This is a genomic window from Nocardioides sp. TRM66260-LWL (assembly GCF_020075545.1).
Lineage (GTDB): Bacteria > Actinomycetota > Actinomycetes > Propionibacteriales > Nocardioidaceae > Nocardioides.
The window spans coordinates 258,737-279,299 of record NZ_JAIQZK010000004.1 but is presented as its reverse complement, the minus strand read 5'-3'; the positions used below and the strand labels follow the sequence as shown (position 1 = coordinate 279,299).

20 protein-coding genes are annotated in these 20,563 nt (G+C 75.4%); 9 read left to right on the top strand and 11 right to left on the bottom strand.

All coding sequences use genetic code 11. The features are described from left to right. Positions 1 to 41: 41 nt before the first annotated feature. Positions 42 to 920 (top strand): AraC family transcriptional regulator, encoded by an 879-nt coding sequence (locus K8Z61_RS12360; RefSeq protein WP_224129933.1) that lies wholly within the window; start codon positions 42 to 44, stop codon positions 918 to 920. Between the two features lie 83 nt (positions 921 to 1,003). Here the strand turns inward: K8Z61_RS12360 and K8Z61_RS12355 are convergent, their stop codons facing one another. Together K8Z61_RS12355 and K8Z61_RS12350 are read right to left on the bottom strand one after the other, a co-directional pair. Continuing rightward, positions 1,004 to 2,299, bottom strand: a complete 1,296-nt coding sequence (locus K8Z61_RS12355; protein ID WP_224129931.1) for an HNH endonuclease signature motif containing protein — start codon at positions 2,297 to 2,299, stop codon at positions 1,004 to 1,006. Positions 2,300 to 2,622: 323 nt separating this feature from the next. Further along, positions 2,623 to 3,111, bottom strand: coding sequence for a YbaK/EbsC family protein (locus K8Z61_RS12350; protein ID WP_224129929.1), 489 nt, complete (start codon positions 3,109 to 3,111; stop codon positions 2,623 to 2,625). A 65-nt stretch (positions 3,112 to 3,176) separates the two neighbouring features. Between K8Z61_RS12350 and K8Z61_RS12345 the strand changes: the two genes are divergently transcribed. After that, positions 3,177 to 4,013, top strand: a complete 837-nt coding sequence (locus K8Z61_RS12345) for an SDR family oxidoreductase (protein ID WP_224129927.1) — start codon at positions 3,177 to 3,179, stop codon at positions 4,011 to 4,013. Between the two features lie 165 nt (positions 4,014 to 4,178). On the opposite strand, the gene K8Z61_RS12340 is transcribed toward K8Z61_RS12345, so the two are convergent. Next, entirely contained in the window at positions 4,179 to 5,642 is a 1,464-nt protein-coding gene (locus K8Z61_RS12340; protein WP_224129925.1) for an aminotransferase class V-fold PLP-dependent enzyme, read from the bottom strand. A gap of 91 nt (positions 5,643 to 5,733) precedes the next feature. Between K8Z61_RS12340 and K8Z61_RS19340 the strand changes: the two genes are divergently transcribed. The 3 genes from K8Z61_RS19340 to K8Z61_RS12325 all read left to right on the top strand — a co-directional run bounded on the left by K8Z61_RS19340 (position 5,734) and on the right by K8Z61_RS12325 (position 9,412). Continuing rightward, positions 5,734 to 6,204: an Lrp/AsnC family transcriptional regulator gene (locus K8Z61_RS19340; protein WP_224129923.1), complete on the top strand. Its 471-nt coding sequence runs from the start codon at positions 5,734 to 5,736 to the stop codon at positions 6,202 to 6,204. Positions 6,205 to 6,261: 57 nt separating this feature from the next. After that, a complete protein-coding gene (locus K8Z61_RS12330; protein ID WP_224129921.1) occupies positions 6,262 to 7,260 on the top strand; it encodes an aldo/keto reductase in 999 nt (332 codons plus the stop codon). 94 nt (positions 7,261 to 7,354) lie between these two features. Then, positions 7,355 to 9,412, top strand: a complete 2,058-nt coding sequence (locus K8Z61_RS12325; RefSeq protein WP_224129919.1) for a hypothetical protein — start codon at positions 7,355 to 7,357, stop codon at positions 9,410 to 9,412. 227 nt (positions 9,413 to 9,639) lie between these two features. Here the strand turns inward: K8Z61_RS12325 and K8Z61_RS12320 are convergent, their stop codons facing one another. Next, positions 9,640 to 10,551 (bottom strand): LacI family DNA-binding transcriptional regulator, encoded by a 912-nt coding sequence (locus K8Z61_RS12320; protein WP_224129916.1) that lies wholly within the window; start codon positions 10,549 to 10,551, stop codon positions 9,640 to 9,642. Between the two features lie 167 nt (positions 10,552 to 10,718). On the opposite strand from K8Z61_RS12320, the gene K8Z61_RS12315 reads away from it, so the two are divergent. After that, positions 10,719 to 10,979, top strand: a complete 261-nt coding sequence (locus K8Z61_RS12315; RefSeq protein WP_224129914.1) for a hypothetical protein — start codon at positions 10,719 to 10,721, stop codon at positions 10,977 to 10,979. Between the two features lie 123 nt (positions 10,980 to 11,102). Next, positions 11,103 to 13,112, top strand: a complete 2,010-nt coding sequence (locus tag K8Z61_RS12310) for a hypothetical protein (RefSeq protein ID WP_224129912.1) — start codon at positions 11,103 to 11,105, stop codon at positions 13,110 to 13,112. A 34-nt stretch (positions 13,113 to 13,146) separates the two neighbouring features. Here the strand turns inward: K8Z61_RS12310 and K8Z61_RS12305 are convergent, their stop codons facing one another. The 7 genes from K8Z61_RS12305 to K8Z61_RS12275 all read right to left on the bottom strand — a co-directional run bounded on the left by K8Z61_RS12305 (position 13,147) and on the right by K8Z61_RS12275 (position 18,382). After that, positions 13,147 to 14,334, bottom strand: coding sequence for an alcohol dehydrogenase catalytic domain-containing protein (locus tag K8Z61_RS12305; protein ID WP_224129910.1), 1,188 nt, complete (start codon positions 14,332 to 14,334; stop codon positions 13,147 to 13,149). Further along, positions 14,331 to 15,032 (bottom strand): methyltransferase domain-containing protein, encoded by a 702-nt coding sequence (locus K8Z61_RS12300; RefSeq protein WP_224129908.1) that lies wholly within the window; start codon positions 15,030 to 15,032, stop codon positions 14,331 to 14,333. Before K8Z61_RS12300 ends, K8Z61_RS12305 begins: the two co-directional genes overlap by 4 nt. Then, on the bottom strand, positions 15,029 to 15,535 hold the full coding sequence (locus K8Z61_RS12295; RefSeq protein WP_374227947.1) for an SRPBCC family protein: 507 nt from the start codon (positions 15,533 to 15,535) through the stop codon (positions 15,029 to 15,031). The genes K8Z61_RS12300 and K8Z61_RS12295 overlap by 4 nt, the downstream gene beginning before the upstream one ends. Then, positions 15,532 to 15,768: a CDGSH iron-sulfur domain-containing protein gene (locus tag K8Z61_RS12290; RefSeq protein WP_224129905.1), complete on the bottom strand. Its 237-nt coding sequence runs from the start codon at positions 15,766 to 15,768 to the stop codon at positions 15,532 to 15,534. Before K8Z61_RS12290 ends, K8Z61_RS12295 begins: the two co-directional genes overlap by 4 nt. Next, positions 15,765 to 16,844, bottom strand: a complete 1,080-nt coding sequence (locus tag K8Z61_RS12285) for an iron-containing redox enzyme family protein (protein WP_224129903.1) — start codon at positions 16,842 to 16,844, stop codon at positions 15,765 to 15,767. The genes K8Z61_RS12290 and K8Z61_RS12285 overlap by 4 nt, the downstream gene beginning before the upstream one ends. A 118-nt stretch (positions 16,845 to 16,962) precedes the next feature. Beyond that, positions 16,963 to 17,685, bottom strand: coding sequence for a PAS domain-containing protein (locus K8Z61_RS12280; protein WP_224129901.1), 723 nt, complete (start codon positions 17,683 to 17,685; stop codon positions 16,963 to 16,965). Next, positions 17,678 to 18,382, bottom strand: coding sequence for a GAF and ANTAR domain-containing protein (locus K8Z61_RS12275; RefSeq protein ID WP_224129899.1), 705 nt, complete (start codon positions 18,380 to 18,382; stop codon positions 17,678 to 17,680). The genes K8Z61_RS12280 and K8Z61_RS12275 overlap by 8 nt, the downstream gene beginning before the upstream one ends. Before the next feature lie 271 nt (positions 18,383 to 18,653). Here K8Z61_RS12275 and K8Z61_RS12270 point away from each other — a divergent pair, with 271 nt between their 5' ends. Together K8Z61_RS12270 and K8Z61_RS12265 are read left to right on the top strand one after the other, a co-directional pair. Beyond that, a complete protein-coding gene (locus tag K8Z61_RS12270) occupies positions 18,654 to 19,514 on the top strand; it encodes a sigma-70 family RNA polymerase sigma factor (protein ID WP_224129897.1) in 861 nt (286 codons plus the stop codon). A gap of 56 nt (positions 19,515 to 19,570) precedes the next feature. Next, the gene (locus K8Z61_RS12265) at positions 19,571 to 20,560 is read left to right on the top strand and encodes a glycosyltransferase (RefSeq protein ID WP_224129895.1); all 990 of its coding nucleotides are present in this window, start codon (positions 19,571 to 19,573) and stop codon (positions 20,558 to 20,560) included. Positions 20,561 to 20,563: the final 3 nt, after the last annotated feature.

The window sequence follows — 20,563 nt, the reverse complement described above, 5'->3', positions numbered from 1 at the left end:
CGCCCCCCGCCCCGGCAGTGTGGTGGGTGGAAGGAGGGGCCGTGATCTCCGAGCTGAACCGGGTCGTCGACGCGATCGAGGACCGGCTGGACGACGACCCGGGCACGTCGCTCGACGTCGCCGGTCTGGCCCGCGATCTGGCGACCACCGAGCACCACCTGCGTCGGATGTTCTCCTCGCTCGCCGGCATGCCGCTCTCCGAGTACGTCCGGCGGCGTCGGATGGCCGCGGCCGCAGCCGCGCTCGTGCGATCGGACGACGATCTCCTGACGATCGCGGTCGCCCACGGCTACGGCTCGGCGGAGGCCTTCGGACGCGCGTTCCGCGCCGTCCACGGCGCCGGGCCCGCGGACGTCCGTCGGGACGGCGGCCCCCTGCGCGTCCAGCCGCGCCTGCGCTTCCACCTCACCGTCGAAGGGAGCACCCCCATGGACACCCGCCTCGCCGACCTGCCCGGATTCCTGCTCGTCGGCCACGCCGCCCGCGTGCCGCTCGTGCACGAGGGCGTCAACGAGCAGATCGCCGCGCACGTCGCCGCGATCCCGGCCGAGGAGACGCAGCGACTGCTCGCGCTGAACGACGTCGAGCCGCGGGGTGTGCTGTCGGTGAGCGACGACCTCGACCCCGATCGCGCCGAGGGCTCCGAGCTCACCTACCTGCACGGCGTCGCCGTCGCGTCCCCGCCCGGCGACGACGCGCTCGACGCCATCGAGGTCGACCCCGGCTCCTGGGCGGTCTTCCGCGTCGACGGTCCGTACCCCGCCGAGCTCCAGCGGATCTGGGCGGCCACCGCCACCGCCTGGTTCCCCTCGCAGCCGTGGCGGCTGCGCCCTGGCCCCGAGATCGTCGCGATGCAGGCCTTCGACACCGACGCCGGCACCGCCGTCTGCGAGCTGTGGCTCCCGGTGGAGCCCGCCTGAGGTCGGCGCGCCCGTGGCCCGATCACCGGGTGGTGTCGGGCTATGGGGGTGAGGTGCTGTCGGTGCTCGAGCAGGCCCAGACGTCAGGTCGTCTCGGGTGGGTCGAGGAGGGTGGTGCCGTGTCGGTCGCGTCGGAATCGGACGCCGTTGGGGCTTCGCCAGAGGTAGGAGCCGGGTTGGTCGGGTCCGGCTGGCTGGTAGCGCCAGCCGTCGTGGGTCTTGTGGCGGTGGTGCTTGCGGCACAGCGGCGCGAGATTCGAGGAGCTCGTCGGTCCGCCCGCCTCGTAGGGGTCGATGTGGTCGGCGTCGCAGGACCGTGCCGGTCTGCGGCAGTACGGGAAGACGCAGGTGTGGTCGCGGAGGACGATCTGCTCGCGGATGAGGTCGGGGACCTCGTAGGCGTCGGAGTACCGCTCCGCGGCGAGATCCAGCACCGGACGCACGGTGACGCTCGTCCCGGCGGTCTGGCACCACGCCTTGATCACGTCGATGCCCAGCGGTGACCGGGACGCCTCGCTCCGGGCGACGTCGCCGAGGGCGCCGGTGACCGCGTTGACCGAGAGGTGGACGTAGAGCGTGAGGTGCCGTGAGCGCGTCTTCGTGGTCGTCTCGACCGGAGCGGTGTCGAGCGGCAGGGCCTGCTCGCCGCGGGCGAGCATCCCGGCGGCCTTCGCCCGCCGGACGCTCAGGCTGTCTTCCGAGCCCGCCTTCTTCAGCTGCTCCGCGAGGCCGGCGATCGCCCGCTCGAGGTCGGCGGCGTCGGGCTGGTCGAGGATCGCGGAGACGTCGACGGTCCCGTCGAAGCCCGTCTGGCCGAGCCAGACGTCGAACCGACGGTGCTCGGCCTCACGCGCCTGACGCAGGACCGCGTCACCGGGATCGGCGTGCTCCTGGGCGACCCGGCAGATGTTGCTGATCTGGGTGCGCGAGACCTGGTGGGCGTAGGCCGCGATCCGGGCGTCGACCAACGCCGCAGCCTCGGCGGAGAGGGGGATCGTGTCCTCGGCGATCCGCCGGACCTGCCACACCGCCAGCTCGCCCTTCACCAGACGAGACCACACTCGGGGCAGTCGGACGCACGCCTCGAGCGCGTGGCCCACGTAGAAGGACCCGGCCTGCTGGGTCATCCCGAGCGCGGTGATGAACTCGGTGACCGCATGCTCCCGCACCTCCGGTGCACCGGGGCCGGCGAGCGGCAGCATCATCCCGGTGTCGATCACATACCCGGCCACATCGCCACTGCCGGCCACGTGCGCGATCGCCCAGTCCGCGGCGGCGACGAACACGTCCCGCTCAGCCTGCTCGGCAGCCGCCCGCGCAGCCATCGCCGCACGCAGCGCGTCGCTGTCACGCAGCAGCCGAGGAGTCCGAGAGGGCATGCACTGATTCTATGCGAACACGCGTTCGAAGAGAAGTGGATATCCCCAGATCAGACGAGGGTTTGGAAACCTCAGCCATAGACAACTGAGAGAGACGAACGACGCAGCCGGCGACGGCGAACGGGGAACACTCGCTGTACCGAGACGGCGGGCGACCACCGAGTGCCATGACCGCCATGGCGACCACCGACAAGCGGTGAGCCGACCGCGAGCCAGGTGCTCGGGTGCGGGGGCTCGACGAGCTCGACCACCGACGGTGCGGGGGTCTCGACAAGCTCGACCACCGGAGCCGCGCTCGACCACCGCCGCCACCGCTGCCCGCGTCAGGCCGGACCGACGTCGACGAGGGTGGCGCCGGTGAGGGAGCGGAGCTCGTCGAAGGTCGTCGAGAACACCGCCGCGGGGTGGCCGGCGGCGGCCCAGATCTCGGGGTGCGCGGCGAGCGCGGGGTCGATCCAGGTCGGCACCGGCGCGGGATGGCCGAGCGGGGACACGCCGCCGATCACCTGGCCGGTGTGGACGCGGACGGCGTCGGGGTCCGCGCGGCGCAGCCGCTCGACGCCGAGGCGGGCGGCGGTGGCGCGCAGGTCGACGCGGTGGGCGCCGGACGTCAGCAGCAGCACGGGGTCGTCCCCGGCGAGGAAGAGCAGGCTGTTGGCGATCGCGCCCACCTCACAGCCGAGCGCCGCCGCCGCGAGCGCGGCCGTGTGCACGCCGTCGGGCAGCACCACGATGCGTCCGGTGCCGCCGCGGCGCGCGTGCTCGGCGCGGAAGCGGGCGACGCCGGGGTGCTCGGGTCGCTGCTCGCTCATGGCCGGAGCGTAGGGGCACCCGCACAGGTGGCCGGAACGTCGGTGCCGCGCGCTAGACCGGTGACATGAGCGCAGACACGAACGCCAAGACCTGGTTCATCACCGGCGCGTCCCGCGGCTTCGGCCGCGAGTGGACGATCGCCGCCCTCGAGCGCGGCGACTCCGTGGCCGCCACCGCTCGGGACGTCAGCACCCTCGACGACCTCGTGGAGCGCTTCGGCGAGCGGCTGCTGCCGATCCGGCTCGACGTCACCGACAGGGAGGCCGACGTCGCGGCCGTGCGTCAGGCGCACGAGCGCTTCGGCCGGCTCGACGTCGTGGTCAACAACGCGGGTTACGGCCACTTCGGCCTCGTCGAGGAGCTCACCGAGGACGAGGCGCGCGCCCAGCTCGAGACCAACTTCTTCGGCGCGCTCTGGGTCACCCAGGCCGCGCTGCCGATCCTGCGGGCCCAGGGGAGCGGGCACATCCTGCAGGTCTCGTCGATCGGCGGCATCTCGGCCTTCCCGCTCGTCGGCATCTACCACGCGTCGAAGTGGGCGCTGGAGGGCCTGAGCCAGTCGCTCGCGCAGGAGGTCGCCGACTTCGGCGTGAAGGTGACGCTCATCGAGCCCGGCGGCTTCTCCACCGACTGGGCGGGCTCGTCGGCGTCGCGGTCCGAGCCGCTGCTCGACTACGCCGCGTACCACGAGCGGGTGCTGGAGGAGCGTGGCAAGCGCAACGCCACCCCCGGCGACCCCCAGGCCAGCGCCGCCGCCGTCCTGCGGCTCGTCGACGCCGACGAGCCGCCCCTGCGCTGCTTCTTCGGCAGCGGTCCGCTCGGCATCGCGGAGGCCGACTACGCCTCGCGGCTCGACACCTGGCGCGCCTGGCAGGAGGTCGCGGAGCTCGCCCAGGGCTGAGGTCGCATCAGACGGGCTGACGCGCCTCGGGCTCGGCATCGGCGGTCTCGGCACCGGCGTCGGCGGGCCCGGCGGTCTCGATCCCGTCGGCCGCCTGCTGCGCGAACCACGCCTCGGTGTGCCGGCCGACCTGTTGGTTCAGCGTCTCAGCGGGTGAGGCGCCGCTCAGGCCCCGGCGCGCTCCGAGGCGAGCGCCGCGCCGAGCGTCGTGACGACGTCGAGCGCGGTGGCGACGTCCTCGGCGGTCGTGCGGAAGTTGACGAAGCAGACGCGCAGGCACGTCGCCCCGTCGATCTGCGCCGGGGCCAGGAAGACCCGCCCGTCGCGCTGCACCGCGCGGGCGAGCCGCTGGTTGTGGGCGTCCAAGGCCGCGTCGTCCCAGGCCGCGCCGTCGGCGGGCACGTGCCGGAAGCAGACGGTCGAGAGCATCGGCTCGTGCAGCAGCTCCAGCTCGGGGTGCGCACGGACGGCGTCGGTGAACCGTGCGGCGTGCTCGAGGGTGCGGGTCAGGGCCTCGCGGTACTCGGCGGCGCCGTGCACCCGCATCGTCAGCCAGAGCTTCAGCGAGCGGAACGGCCGGGAGTACTCCAGCGTGGAGTCGACCGGGTTGCCGGCGTCGCCCTCGTGGAGCATGTAGGTCTCCTCGTGCGCGAACGCCCGGCGCAGCGCCCCGCGCGTGCGCATCAGCACGACGCTGCAGCTCTTCGGCATGCCCAGCCACTTGTGGGCGTCGATCGTCACCGAGTCGGCGCGCTCCAGCCCCCGGAAGTGCGGGGCGGCGAGCGCCGTCGCGGCCGCCGGGAGGCCGTAGGCGCCGTCGACGTGCAGCCAGACGCCGTGCCGCGCGCAGACGTCCGCGATCGCGTCCAGCGGGTCGACCGCGCCGGTCAGCGTGGTGCCGGCGGTCGCCACGACCGCCACCGGGACGACGCCCGCGGCGAGGTCCTGCGCGAGCGCGTCGTCGAGCGCGTCGGGACGCATGCGGCGCTGCTCGTCGATCGCGATGCGACGCACGGAGCGGCGCCCGAGCCCGGCGGCCTCGACCGCGCGCACCACCGAGTGGTGGGCCTCCGCCGAGCAGTAGACCGCGGCCTCGCGCCCGGCCAGGCCGTGCTCCCGCGTGCCCGGCAGCGCCTGCTCGCGAGCCACCAGGATCGCGGTGAGGTTCGACGTCTGGCCGCCGCTGGTGAAGTGGCCCTCGCCGAGCGGGAAGCCGACGAAGTCGGCGATCCACTCCACCGCCTGGCGGTCGAGCAGGTCGGCGGCGCCGGCCGCCGTCGCGAGGTTCGCGTCGTAGGTGGCGGCGAGCGCGGCCGCGACGACGCCGACCTCGACGCCGCTCGAGCCGACGTAGGCGAGGTACAGCGGACGCGACGGCGAGACGCTCGCCTCGAGGATGTGCACCGCGTCGGCCAGGGCCTGGGCGCGGTCGCCGGCCTGCTCGGGCAGCGTCGCCCGCAGCCGCTCCAGCAGCGCCGCGTCGACCTCCGGCTCGGCCGGGCGCGGCCGGTCGAAGGACGTCCAGGCCTCGCCGATGGCGTCGGTGAGGGTGCTCAGCAGCTGGGCGCGGGTGGCGCGCACCGCGTCGGCGTCGGGGGCGATCGGCTGTGCAGGGGTCGACGTGGTCATGGCGACGAGGGTGCTGGTGGTGGATGATCTGCGCAACCGAGGGTCGGAAGACTGACGATCCTGCCGCAGATAGCCATCAGGAGTGATCAGAGTGCTCGATCCGGATCGCCTCGACGCCCGGTTGCTGCTCGCACTGGACGCGGCGCCCGATGCATCCGTGCTGGCGCTCGCCCGCACGCTCGGGGTCGCGCGCAACACCGTCCAGGCACGGCTGCGGCGGCTCGAGGAGCGCGGGGTCGTCGGCCGGTTCGGTCGTCGCATCGACCCCGCGGCGATGGGCTGGGGCCTGCTCGCGTTCGTCTCGATCGAGCTGAGCCAGACCCGGGGCGACCACGCCGTCGCCGCGCTCGCCGGCATCCCGGAGGTGCTGGAGGTGCACGCCATCAGCGGCGAGGCCGACCTGCTCGTCAAGGTCGTGGCGCGCGACACCGCCGACCTGCACCGCGTCACCGGCGAGCTGCTCGCGGTGCCGGACGTCCTGCGCACGGCCACGGTCATCTCCCTGCGCGAGCACCAGCCGCTGCGCACCACCGCGCTGCTCGAGCAGCTCGCCGCCGACTGAGGGCGACCGCGCGGACGGATGGGGCGCGCGCTCCGCCGGCGTGCCTACGGTGGCGGCATGGACGCACGCACTCTCGGAACCGCCCCGCACGCGCTGCCCGTCTCGGCCCTCGGGCTGGGCTGCATGGGCCTGACCAACGGCTTCGGCCCGGCCACCGAGCGCGCCGCGGGCATCGCCTTCCTGCGCGACGCCGTGGAGCGCGGCGTCGCCTTCTTCGACACCGCCGAGGTCTACGGCCCGCGCACCAACGAGGAGCTCGTCGGCGAGGCGCTCGAGCCGGTGCGCGAGCACGTCGTGCTGGCCACGAAGTTCGGGTTCGCCTTCGACGACGACGGACGTCAGGTCGGTGTCAGCAGCCGGCCCGACGACATCCGCCGGGCCGTCGAGGGCTCGCTGCGGCGTCTGCGCACCGACGTCGTCGACCTGCTCTACCAGCACCGCGTCGACCCCGACGTGCCGATCGAGGACGTCGCCGGCACCGTCGGCGAGCTCGTCGCGGAGGGCAAGGTGCGTCACCTCGGGCTCTCGGAGGCGGGGCCGACGACGATCCGGCGCGCCCACGCCACCCACCCCGTCACCGCGCTGCAGAGCGAGTACTCGCTGTTCTGGCGCGAGCCGGAGCAGTCGGTGCTGCCCGTGCTCGACGAGCTGGGCATCGGCTTCGTGCCGTTCAGCCCGCTCGGTCGCGGCCTGCTCACCGGCGCGGTCGGCGCCGACGCCTCGTTCGGCGAGAACGACATCCGCGCGACGCTGCCCCGCTTCGCCCCGGACGCACTCGCCGCCAACCTCGCCCTCGTCGAGCGGGTGCGGTCGGTCGCCTCGCGGCTCGAGGCCACGCCCGGCCAGGTCGCGCTGGCCTGGCTGCTCGCCCAGCGTCCGACCATCGTCCCCATCCCGGGCACGCGCCGCACGTCGCGGCTCGAGGAGAACCTCGCCGCGGCGGGCCTGCGACTCGACGAGGACGCCCTCGCCGAGCTCACCGCGGCCTCGGACGAGGTCGTCATCGTCGGCGAGCGCTACCCCGAGGCGATGGCGGCGATGATCGACCGCAGCTGAGGTCCGCGTAACCGCGCGGCGAGCGGCTCGGGACCGCTAGCGTGACGCGTCGGACGTGCGACCCCACCGGCGTCCGACCGACTCGGAGGTCGCCATGCCCGCTCCCCGTGCCCGCGTCGCCGCGCTCTGCGTCACCGTCGTGTCCACGCTCCTCGGCCCGGCGGCCGCGCCCCCGGCGTCCGGTGCCGACGACCCCTTCGCCGCCACCGAGGTGCGGCTGCCGGCGGTGCCCGACGGCACCACCATCCGCAGCGTCCGGCTGGACGGCGACACCGCGTACGCCGTGGTCGCCGACACGGGGTCGAACACCTCCAGCGGCCGCGTCCTCGTCGCGCCCTCCGACGGCAGCGGCCCGTGGCAGGACCTGCTGGATCCGGCGACCGCGCAGCCCGTTCGCGGTGGCGCCGTGGAGGTGGGGCGCGGCGTGGCGGTCGTCGGATCAGGCGACTCGTACCTGTGTGACGACTACGTCATCCTCGGGGAGGCGCGATCGGGACGGTTCCGCTCCTGCGGCCGTCCCACGGTCGGCCGCGAGGGGGCGTTCGTCGTCGCCACCGGCTTCGGCGATCCGCACAGCGGGATCGGCTACGAGCCGTGGGAGCTCCGACGCATCTCGGACGGCTCGCTGGTCGAGGAGCTGGACTACGACCAGGACTCCCAGCGGGACTTCTCGGTCGACGGCGACCTCGTCTGGTGGTTTCACGGCCAGCAGAGCGAGCTGAGGTCCCTCGACGTCCGCACGGGCGAGGGCCGGTCGTGGCCGTTGCCGCTGGCATGCCGCTTCAACGCGACGCTCCGGGAGGTCGTCGACGGCGTCGTGCACCTCCGCTGCGCCGGCACCGCCGCAGCCGTCGACACGCGTCGCGGGCTGCCGGCGCGCGTCGAGCCGCAGCTGGACGACGTGGGCAGGGTCGGGATCGCCTGGCCGGACGCTCTGTCGTCCCCGTCGGTGACCGTGCACGATCTCGGGTCGGCGGCCCGCAGCTGGGTCATCACCGGCTGGTACGGCGGTCGGTACCTCTGGGAGGACGTCGATCGCCCCCCGACGGTCGCCGCGGACGTCGCCGATCGGCCGGCGGTCATCGTCGCGACGTCCCCCTCCACGGCGTCGGTCTGGACCTTCTCCACCTCGGCCCCGATCGAGACGACCACCGACGTCACCGCGCCCACGGTGCGGTTCACCCGGACGCCTCGTCCGCTCATCGCGGGCGCTCGGCGGGATCCCACGCTCCGGTGGTCGTGGGCCGTGAGCGACGACCAGACCGCAGGCGCGCTCGAGTCGATCTCCTCGTACGGACTCGGCTACGTCGGCGAGCCGATGCAGTGGAGCTCGCCGTACTCGAGCACACGACGCCACACGTTCGAGCTGACCTTGCGAGGGCCGGAGCGACGGTGCCTGCGCGTCCGCGCCCGCGACTGGGCCGGCAACCTCGGGCCGTGGGCCGTCTCCTGCGTCGTCGTCGACGCCGGCGCGCCCCTGGCGGAGTTCTCCGCGCCCGAGATGGGGATCGGACTGGTGAAGCGACGCGGCCCGCTCCGCCTCGGCTTCGTCGTGAGGCCCTCCGGATCGGGGCAGGGCATCACCTCCTACGACATCGGCCGTCGGATCGCCCTGCCGGGCAGGGTGCTCTCGCCCTGGCGCGTGCCCGCGCGCTGGCGCGGGGTCCGCGGCGGCGAGCACGCGATCCGACTGACCCCCGGCAGCCAGGTCTGCCTGCGGGTCCGCGCTCGGGACCGCGCCGGCAACGTCGGCGGCTGGGATCCGAACCGTCCGAGGTGTGGCGCGGTGCCCTACGACGAGACCACGCTGCGCATCGACGGCCCGCATCACCGCGTCCGGACCACGGGGAAGGCCATCGACCCGATCGGGAGCACGAGCACCACGATCGACCGGAGGTCGAGGATCCATCTCGGCAGGATCACGGCCCGCAGGCTCATCGTGCTCATGCGCACCACGCCCTACACGTGTTTCCGGGTGGAGGTCGGCGGACGGCGGGTCGCGGCGCACTGCTCCTACGGCGACGACGGCGATCTGTCCGGCACGCAGGTGCGGGTGCATCTGAACCGCGCGGTCACGGGCGACGTGATCATCAGGCCGATCGGGAACGGCCCGGGTCAGCTGCTGCTCGACGGCGTCGCGGTCGAGCGCTGACCCCCGGCCGCGCATGCGGCGGGCCCGGTGGGGGCACGGGACGGCAGTGGCACGCGCCCGGCTGCGTCGGGGTCGCCCGTGGGCTTCGCCCTGGCAACGGACGTCCACCCGCCGGGCCGCGACGTCCGTCAGGGCGACGTCGACTAGCGTGAGACAACGTTGTCTCAGATCAGGAGGTCAGTGTGGGACAGCACCGGGCGCCCGATCCCCGGACCCTCGGACCGTCGTCAGGCGGAGGGCGCCGCCCAGAGCAGCCGCACCGGCTCCTCGTGCACGCCCTCCATCCGCTGCGCCGCCTCACGCAGCCGCAGTCCCGCCCGACGCCCGGCGTCCACGGCGTCGGGGCGCAGGGTGTGCCAGCCGGAGCGGGGCAGCTCGTCGTGGCAGACCCACAGCCCGACTCGCGGCTCCTGGGGCGGCAGCGCGGGCGCCGGGCCCTGCACCAGCACGGCCACGGGGGCGGCGTCGGCGGCACGCGCGTCCAGCAGCGCGCCGAGGTCGGCGAGCCCGGCGGCGTCGGCGACGATCACCTCGTCGATGCCCTGCTCGTGCGCCCGGGCCCGCACCTCGGCCACGTCGTCGTCGACGACCAGGCGCACGTACGGGAGGTGGCCCTCGGTCGCCGCCGTGTCGGCGCCGGTCGCGAGGTCGACCACCCCGGCGAGCGCCACGCCCGCCTCCCGCACCAGTCGCTCGATGCTTCCCTGGGGCGCGACGAGCACGCAGCCGTCGTCCGGCACGGCGGGCCCGCACTGGTCCGCACAGCCCAGCCCCTCGGCCAGGCCGGCGTGCAGGTCGGCGAGGCCGGGCGTCGCCAGGGTCGGCACGCACAGCACCACGAGCCGGGGTGCGACGCCCCCGCGCTTGAGCTGACGGGCCAGCGGGTTGGCGCGGTAGGCGAGGATGCCCACCGCGGAGCGCACGCGCTCCTCCATGGCCGGGTTCACCCGCTCGCCGTTGACCACGCGCGAGGCGGTCTTGATGCTGACGCCGGCCAGGGCCGCGACGTCCTTGAGCGTCGCGGGACGACCGGCGGGGAGGCTCCGGTCGGGGTCGCGGCTCAGACGGGACTGCGCCGGAGATCCGGAGGATCCGGCGGTCTGGTCGGGGTGGTCCTGGCTGCTGGCGTCATCGGGCACGTCGTCCTCTCCACCCGAGAGCGCACTCGGCTCGAGGCTGCGCAGGCGTCGAGTGGGGCGCCGAGTCACCCGGGTCAGTGGAGTATGGCCCACGGATCCTGGGAGCGTCTGCGATGACGTCGAGGTGGACTGAACCAGCGCCGCTCCCGCCCTGCCCCTCCGCCTGCGTGCTCCAGCCCGGGCACCCGTGGGAGTTCGAGGTCGACGGCGCTCCGGCGCGCTACCACCAGGGGCCGGTGCTGGAGCCGTTCTTCGGCTTCGAGCTCGAGGTCGCCGAGCGCGGCGTCGTGGAGCGGGGCGTCGTGCTCGATCCGGAGCAGCACGACCTCGACGCCGCCGCTCTCGACGCCCTCGGCGAGCGGGCGCGCGCCGCGGCGGCCTGGCTGCGGTCGTTCAGCATCGACGATGAGGGCTCCACGCCCGGCTGAGCCCGGTGCATCGGGGCCCGCCCAGCCTGCGCACTCGTCCTGATCCTGCGTTGACCGCCGCCGACGACGGCTAGGGTGCCGACCGTGCGGCGTCCGGGCACGCACCAGCTCGCGGAGGACCCCATGCACGCACCCACTCGGCCGGGCCTCGTCGCCGCCGCGCTGCTCCTGCCCCTCCTCGCGGTGGTCGGCACGTCGGCCCCGGCGGCACTGGCCGACGGCCCCGAGCCCGCGCCGGTCACGGTGCCCCTGCCCGCGCTGCCGGCAGGTGCCACGGTCGGCAGGGTCGCGCTCGCGGGCGACGTGGTGTTCGCCGGGGTCGGCACCACGGCGTCGGACGGTGCGCGGACCAGCCGCGTCCTGACGACCGCTGCGGACGGGACCGGATCCTGGTCGGCGGTGCAGGACCCGTCGACCGGCCAGCCGATCGACCAGCCCCTGGTCGCGGTCGCGGGGGACGTCCTGCTGCTGAGGGCGCGGCCAGGCCTCCACTGCGCGGGCTACCGCCTGATCGGCTCGGTGGCGGGCGCACCGGTCGATCGCCGTCTCGAGAGCTGCGGCGACCCGCGGCTCGGGGGCGGCGGTCAGGCGGTCTCGACGCGCGGGGCGGACGTTCTCTGGCGGGTCGAGCAGGTCGTCGACGGCTCGGCCTGGCCGGGCTCCGACTCGGTCCGAGCGAGTCACACGCCCGAGGTCGACGGCACGACCGTCTGGGACGTCGAGCCGGGCAGCACCACGCTCCGGGCGCTCGACCTCCGCACCGGCGACGTCGTCGGTCGGGCCCTTCCCGGAGGCTGCGGGCTGCCGGACGGGGTGCTCGCCGCGGGTGGCGGACTGGTGGCCGTGCGCTGCCTCGACGTGGCCGCTCTGCTCGACACCACCCGCGCGGTCTCGCCCCGGCAGATCCCGGACGACGTCATCGGCCTCTCCGCGACCCTCTCCCTCTCCGCGACCGCGGGGCAGGACGAGGTGCGCGTCGACGATCTCGGCACCGCGCACCGCACGTGGACCTTCGCGCGGAGCTCGCGAGGGCTGGTCGACGGCGACGACCGCCTGAGCGCCCTCGACGCCGACGGATCGCCCCGGCTGGCGATCGTCAACCCGGACGGCGCCCTGAGCGTGACGACGCTGCCGACCTCGCCCCCGGTCGAGGTCGACGAGGACGTGACGCCTCCGACCGCCCCCGTCCTCAGCCGGGTCCCGCGGCTGGTGCGCACCCCGTCGGCCCAGCGCTCGTGGCCGGTCGTCTGGACCGCCTCGGACCCGGGCGGCGTGGGCGATCGGGTGGCGTACGAGGTCGCGCAATCGTCGCGGCCGACCTACCTGCCCGACCTGTTCACGACGTACCTCGACGACACGGCCATGACGCGTGCGAGGTTGACGGTGATGCCCTCGGAGCGCGACCAGCGGACGTGCCTCCGCGTGCGCACCCATGACTGGGCGGGCAACGTCAGCGCGTGGTCGCAGACCTGCCTGACCGCCGACGGCTACCGGCCACTGACCTCGTGGCGGTCGTCCTCCACGCCGTGGCGGCAGAGCCCCTTCCGCCCCGTCGTCATGCGGTACGGCGCGGAGGACGCCCTCGGGGTGGCGTCCTACGACGTCTCCCGCCGGATCGCCTTGCCGGGCCGACCGTGGGGGGCCTACCGGACGCCGGCGGCGTGGCGACGCACACGCGCGACGTCCGTGAGTCGGAGGCTGCCCCCAGGCACCAACGTCTGCTTCCGGCTGCGGGCGCGCGACCGGGCCGGCAACGTCTCGCGGAGGGATCGCGGAGCCCGCGAGCGCTGCACGGCGGTGCCGTACGACGACCGCGCCTTCGTCCGGCACGGCGATGCCCGGGCCGTCGGCGGCACCGGCATCGGTCGCACGCTGACGATGCTCCGCGGCTCCGGCTCGATGACCCGGCGGATCACCGCGCGGGAGATCGGCGTCATCGCGGCCGGCGCGTGCGTGTCGATCACGATCGCCGGCCGCACCCGCCTGAGCGCGGCCTGCGAGCGTGACGGCGTGCCCTCGAGGGAGCCGGTGTGGTTCACGGTCCGGCTGCCGCGCACGATGACGGCGACGATCGTCATCCGCCAGCACGGGGTCGACCCCGCCCTGGTGGATGCGGTCGTCCCCCTGCGCTGAGCCCCTCGCCGCAACCGGACTCGCGCCCGGGGCCTCAGGGCTGGAACACGACCTTGACCATGCCGTCCTCCTTCGCCTGGAACCGCGCGTAGGCCTCGGGCGCGGCGTCCAGCGGGAGCCGGTGGGTGGCGAACTCCTCGACGCCGAGGTGGTCCTCGTCCTCGACGAGCAGCTGCAGGATGTCGTCGCTCCAGCGGCGCACGTTGGCCTGGCCCATGCGCAGGGTCAGCTGCTTGTCGAACATCTGCATCATCGGCAGCGGGTCGGCGGCGCCTCCGTACACGCCCGAGATCGAGACGGTGCCGCCGCGGCGCACCGACTCGATGCCGGTGAGCAGCGCGTCGAGCCGGTCGACGCCGGCCTCGGTCATCACCGCGCCCTGCAGCCGCCTCGGGAGCAGCCGCAACGCCTTCTGCGCGGTCTCGGCCAGCGGCGAGCCGTGGGCCTCCATGCCGACGGCGTCGAGCACGGCGTCGGTGCCGCGGCCGTCGGTGAGGTCGCGCACCTGCTCGGCGACGCCGTCCGAGCCCGCGGACGCGAGGTCGATCGTCTGCGCGCCGCGGGCGGCGACCCGGGCGAGCCGCTCGGGCACGCGGTCGACGACGACCACCCGGAGCCCGCGCATCAGCGCGATCCGGGCCGCCATGTCGCCGATCGGCCCGGCGCCCATCACCAGCAGGCTGCCGCCGTCCGGCACGTCGGCGTACTCGACGCCCTGCCAGGCGGTCGGCAGCACATCGGAGAGGTAGAGGAACCGGTCGTCCGGCGGTCCGTCGGGCACCCGGATCGGCAGGGTGTCGGCGAACGGCACCCGCAGGTACTCGGCCTGGCCGCCGGGCACCTGCCCGTAGAGCCGGCTGTACCCGAAGAGGCTCGCGCCGGTGCCCTGCTCGCGGTTCTGCGTGGTCTCGCACTGGCTGTGCAGGCCGCGGGTGCACGTCCAGCAGGTGCCGCAGCTGACGTTGAACGGCACGACGACCCGATCGCCGACCTGCAGGTCGCGCACCTCGGGGCCGACCTCGACGACGACGCCCATCGGCTCGTGTCCGACGACGTCGCCGGCGCTCATGAACGGCGTCAGGGGGTCGTAGAGGTGCAGGTCGGAGCCGCAGAGACCGGTGGACGTGATCCGGACGACCGCGTCGGTCGGCTGCTCGATCGTGGGGTCGGGGACCTCCACGACCTGCATGTCGGTGCGGCCCTGCCAGGTGACGGCCTTCATCGTGGTGCCTCCTCGATCGCGGGACGGTCGGGGGCGTGCGCCCCCGCGGGCCGGTGTCCTGGACGCCCCGGCCCATGCGCCGCCCAGACCGCGAGCACGCCGCGCTCCTCCTGCCGGGTGCCGAGCAGTGCGAGGCCGAGCGAGCCGGCCGTGGCGACCAGGGCGTGCACCTGCGCGGGCGTGCCCAGCTGCAGGACGACCACGCCGGCGGGCCGCAGCCGGGCCGCCGCGACCCGCAGGCAGAGCCGTGCGACGTCGAGGCCCTCGACGCCGCCGTCGATCGCGAGCACCGGGTCGTCAGGGAACCGTCCGACCTCGGCCGAGGGCACCCAGGGCGGGTCGGCCAGCACCACCGGGAAGCGCTCGTCGTCCGGCTCCCACCCGTCCTCGAGCCGGCCCTGACGCACCTCGACCCGGTCCCCGACGCCGAGCGCGTCGGCGTTGCGCCGCGTCCAGGCGCTGGCGGCGGGGGAGAGGTCGACGGCCAGCAGCGCGCGACCGGTGAGGTGCGCGGCGAGCAGGCCGATGTGGCCCGCGCCGCAGCACAGCTCCAGCAGGCGGCCGGGCGGCTGGTCGGCGGCCAGCTCCGCGGCCCAGCGCGCCTGAGCCGCCGTCCAGGGCCGCGGCTCGAGGACCCGCTCGTCGTAGCCGATCGGCAGGCCGCCGATCGTCCGGGTCCGCGCCGGCGGAGCCGTCACCGCCGCTCCGCCAGCAGCGCCAGGCGACGCAGGGTCTCGACGTTGCGCCAGCGCAGCTGCAGGTGGCGCACCGGCCGCGGCACGAGCAGGCCGGGGCCGCGCACGGCGTCCTCCTCGATCACCAGCCGGGTGCCGGCGCCCTCGGGCACCAGCCGGATCGTCACCTCGGCCTCGCCGCCGGGCCAGGCCCGGGCGCGCAGCCGCAGCGACTCGCGAGGCCGCACCTCGAGCACCTCGGTGGTGTCGTCGACGAGCACGGGCCAGGCGCCGACGGAGTGGTGCAGGCGGGCGCCGACCTCGGGCCAGGCGGCGTCGACCTCGCGCATGCGGGAGGCGCCGACGACGAAGAGCGGGTAGAGCCAGCCGTCGGCGAGGATCCGCCACACGGCGTCGGGGCTCGCGGCGGTGCTCCGCTCGGTGCGGGACGGGTGGCCGGGCGGTCGAGCGGGCGGTCGAGCGGGCTGATCGGCGGGCTGAGGGCCGGACGGGTCGTGGTGGGTCACGGTGCCCGGTGCCCCGTCGGCGCCTGAGCATGTGCCAGCAGCCGGTGGGTGCCGTCGCACCAGGGCGCCTCGGACGTCCGGCGGCACCGGCACAGCGCCACCACGGGCCGCCGGGCCGGGTGCTCGACGCCGTCGGCGTCGCGCACCGACGAGACGCCGCGCAGCAGCAGCGGGCCGCCGGGGCACGGCACCACGTGGGGAGCGGACGGCTCCGGCGGCGGCTCCGCGCTCACGACGCGGCCCAGCGGTCGAGCAGGCGCCCGGCGAACCGGGCCTCCAGGTCGAGGCAGGTCCAGGCGCCGAACAGCACGTCGTCGGCCAGCTGCGGCTCGGCCTCGAGCAGCGCCCCGCAGATCACCCGCGACGCCAGCTGCTCGTGCACGGCGTCGGCGAGCACGTGCTCGCGGTAGTAGTCGCCGATCTCCTCGGGGAGGCCGAGTCGTCGCAGGCCCTGCGCCATCCGGCGCGACGGCACGCAGGAGGTGGCCTCGAAGGCCGCCAGGTGGCCCAGGGCCGCGCCGCGCAGACGGCGTCGAGCGCCCAGCATCGTCACGGTGGTGACCTGCTCGAGGATCTCGACCGGCGCCTCGTCGACGTGGGCCGCGTAGGCGGCGTCGACGCCGCAGGCCTCGAGGCCCCGGGCGAAGAGGTGGTGGTGGAGCCGAGCGGGGTCGCCGGCGCCGTACTCGTCGTACTGCAGCTCCACCAGGGCGGCCTTCGCGACCACCGGCAGGCGCGGCACGAGCCACGCGACCGGGTCAGACTCCTGCAGGTGGTAGAGCGAGCGCAGCCGTAGCAGCTCCAGCGCCTGCGCACGGGTGGCCCGCCGCTGGACGAACCGGGCCAGGGACGGCCCGTCGTCGGCGGCGACGAGCCCGTCGATCGCCTCCGCGGCCCAGGTGCCGGGCTCCGCTCCCGGGGGCGGTCCGGCGGGCCCGAGCGGCTCCGCCGACTGCGCCGACTGCGCCGACTGCGCCGACTCCGTCGGCTCAGCGCGGGAGAGCCAGCGTCCACGCAGCCGGGCCTCGAGCTCCTGCTCCAGCCGGCGTCGCAGCGCGACGACGCCCGGCGCGTCCTCCGCGTCGTCCTCCACCCCGGCGAAGCCGCCGCGGTGGAGCTCCTGGAGCGTCCAGAGGGTCAGCAGCCGGTCCTCGCGGGTCGCGCGCCCGAGCGCTTCGGGGGACCCGGACAGCCCCTCCGGGTCGGCGTCCAGGGCGGTGACGACGGCCTCCCCGAGCGGTCCGCGCGGGGAGGGCAGCCGGGGTGGCCGCGGGGCGGCGGCAGGGGCGAGGGTGGACGACGGGGGCATGCTGTCCGGTGTCCCGGCGCACCGAGCGCCATGCCCCACTGCGCCCGCCCGGCTCGCGAAGACCCGCTGCACCACGCCCACCCCCGCCTCGACGAGGACGCCTGCTCCGAGGCGTGCGTCAGAGCAGGACGAGCGCCTCCCAGAGCACCTCGCCGTCGCGGCGGCGGGGCTGGGCGCGCAGCCTCCGTCCGCCGGCGAGGGGGACGTCGACGAGGCGCAGGTCGGACTCGCCGGCGGCCAGGTGGGCGGGCACCCCGAGGGCCGCGAGGGCCGGCATCGGGTCGGCCTCGCCGGTGGGGTCGGCCTCGAGCGCCGTCGTCCAGCCGTCGGAGACGAAGGTGCACCGGTACTCGCCGCCCGCCCCGCGCAGCTCGAGGGCCACGCCCGGCAGGAGCTCCGCGTAGCGCGCGAACCGGGCCTCCAGCTCCCGCAGGCGGACGTCGCGGTGCAGCCGGGGTGACGCGTCGCGCAGGAACGCGTGGAAGCGCCGGCCCCCCGGGGTCTCCAGCGCCGTGATCGTCAGCTCGACCGGCAGCCGCTCGCCGTCGCGGCGCTGCGCCAGCAGCGGGACGGTGCGGCCCGCGAGCCGCGACGGGCCGCCGTCGCGCACTCGGGCGAGGCCGGCGAGGTGCGCCTCGCGCATCTCGGGCGGCACCACCAGGTCGGCGAGCGGCGCGCCGATCGCCTCCTCGGCGCTCCAGCCGAGGAGCGTGGTGCTCGCGTCGTTCCAGGCGGTGATGGTGCCGGTGGCGTCGATCCCGATGACGGCGTCGGGCGCGCCGGCGAGCACTGCGGCGAGCAGGGCGGTCTCGGCCGCGGGGCGCACCTCGGCCTCAGGCATCGTCGACCCCCGTCCGGTGTCGTCCGCGCTCGGCCACGAGGTCGGCGGCGACGTCGCGCATCTTGCGCTCCTCGCTGCTCGAGAGCCGCTGCAGGTAGGCGAAGGCCGCGTCCGCCGTCAGGTCGAAGCGCTCCATGAGGATGCCGAGAGCGCGCCCGATGAGCGAGTGCGACTCCAGCGCCAGCCGCGTGTGGTGCTCGTGCGCCGCCCGCTCCACCGAGAGCAGCGCGGCGCCGGCCAGCGTGCGCACCATGGCGCGGGCCTCGTCGTCGACCGCGGACGCGGTGCTCACGTGCACGAAGACGCCGAGGCAGCGGCGCTCGACGCACAGGGGCACGGCGAGCCACGCGTTCCCGGCGTCGCCGCCGGCGAGGGCGGCCAGCCGCGGCCATCGTCGGGCCAGCTCGTCGGCGTCGACGCAGACCTCCTCGCGGGAGGCCATCGCGATCAGCGCGGGGCCGTCCCCGAGTCGGAGCTCGGCGTCGACCAGGGCGGTCAGGGCGTCGTCGGTGGCGACCCGGAAGAGCTCGTCGTCGGCCACGGTGGCCACGACGGCCGCGCCGCGGCTGTCGGGCAGGAGGGCCTGGGCGCCGTCGACGAGGTGCTGCAGCACGACCTCCAGCTCCCGCACCTCGGAGACCGGGGTCAGGGCCGGACGGAACAGCGCGTCGATGCGCTGCGCATGATCATCAGACATCGTTGTCGCTCCTGTCTCCGGACACCCTAGGAGACGGCGCGGGGCGGCAGCACGCGGCGACCTCGCCCGAGAGGGGGACCCGGCCCGGCCGTCGTCCCCCGTCGAGACGACGCCCGGGCCGGGCGTGGGCCGGTGTCCCGTCGGCGCACCGTCCATGCGCTCCTCCCCCTAGGCGAGGACCCCGGCTCCCGCTGCCCCTAGCGTCGAGTGCGGGAACCCCTTGCTGGAGACGACGGCGAGGTCCACTCCGACTCGACGGACGTGAACCCCGATGACCACCCTCGCTCGATCCCCCCGCCTCACCGCCCCCGCCGGCCGACGTGCCGGCCCGGCCGGCCCGACCGGTCCGGCCGGCGCCCCGCCGACCGGACCACACCGAGAGGAGCGCCGCCGACGGCAGATCGCCACCAGCGACCTGCTCGAGCGCGCGCGCACGGCGCCGCCCGGCGCCCGCCGGGACGACCTGCTCAACGAGGTCGTCGTGGTCAACCGCGGCGTGGCCGAGGCGGTCGCGGCGCGCTTCCGCGACCGCGGCGTCCCGCAGGAGGACCTCGAGCAGACCGCCTACGAGGCGCTGCTCAAGGCCGTGCGTCGCTTCGATCCCGAGCGCAGCGACGACCTCCTCACCTTCGCCGTGCCCACCATCCGCGGCGAGCTGCAGCGCTACTTCCGCGATCTGGGCTGGGCGGTGCGGCCGCCCCGGCGCGTGCAGCGGCTGCGCTACGAGCTGGCCGCCTGCCTCGACGAGCTCACCCAGGAGCTCGGGCACGAGCCGAGCCGTGCGGACGAGATGGCGCGGCTCGGCATCGGCCACCGGGAGTACGACGAGTGCGTGCAGGCCGCGGGCTGCCAGCGGCCCACCTCGCTGGACCAGCCCGCTCGCGGCGACTCCCCGACGTCCCTCGGCGACCTCATCCCCGACGAGCACGGCGTCGAGCCCACTGAGGACCGGGTGCTGGTGGAGCAGCTGCTCGCCGGCCTCGACGAGCGCGAGCGCCGCATCCTCGCGCTGCGGTTCGTCGACGACCTGACCCAGGCCGAGATCGGCGCTCGCATCGGCGTCACCCAGATGCAGGTCAGCCGGCTGCTCTCGGGCATCCTCGCGCGGCTGCGCGAGCAGGTCGCGGCCTGAGGCCCTCGCTCCGGGTGGTGCCGCATGACCGGCGCCTCCGCGGGACACCCGGCGGCATGCGGGTGCTCCTCTGGCGGGTCCACGATCCCTGGACCTCGGCGTTCCTCCAGGGCGCCCACGACGTCCTGGTGCCCGTGCTGCCCGACGGCGGTGCGGCCGACCGCGGGGGAGTGGCCGCATCTGCCCGTCCCGGGCGAGCGCGGGAGGTGCCCGTCGAGCAGCTGCGCGAGGAGCCGGTCGACGTGGTGATCCTGCAGCGCCCCCACGAGCTCGGGCTGGCCGAGGAGTGGCTCGGCCGGCGTCCCGGCCGCGACGTCCCCGCTCTGTACCTCGAGCACGACGCCCCGACGGGTCCCGCCGCCACCACGCGGCACCCGTTGGGCGACCAGGCCGCCATCCCGATCGTCCACGTCACCGCCGCCCACCGGCTCCGGTGGGACGCCGGGCAGGCGCCCACCCACGTCGTCCCGTACGGCGTGCCCGATCCGGGGCACCGCTGGACCGGCGGTCTCGAGCGGGCCGCGGTCGTCGCCGACGAGCCGATGGGGCGAGGACGCGTGGTCGGCGCCGACCTGCTCCCCGGACTCGTCCGTGCCGCGCCGGTCGACGTGCTCGGCCCGGGTGTCTCCGCCCTCCTGGACCCGGACGGTCCGCTCGGCGCCGCCCTCGCGCCCGCCGCGGCGTCCGGCCGTCTGGGCCTGCGCGACGACCTCCCGCACGACCGCCTGCTCGTCGAGCTCGCGCGCCGGCGCGTCTTCGTCGACCTCGCCCGCCGGACGTCCCTCGGGCTCCCGCTCGCCGAGGCAATGCTGCTGGGCATGCCGGTCGTGGCCCTCGCGACCACCGAGGCCGTCGCCGCGGTGCCGCCCGGCTGCGGCGTGCTCGCCGTCGACCCGACCGTCCTGCACGGCGCCGTGCGGCGCTACCTCCGCGATCCTGGCCTCGCCGCCGACCACGGCCGCGCCGCCCGGGCCCACGCCCTCGAGGCCTTCGGGCTCCAGCGGTTCCTCGACGACTGGGACGCCCTGCTCGACGCCTACGCCTAAGCG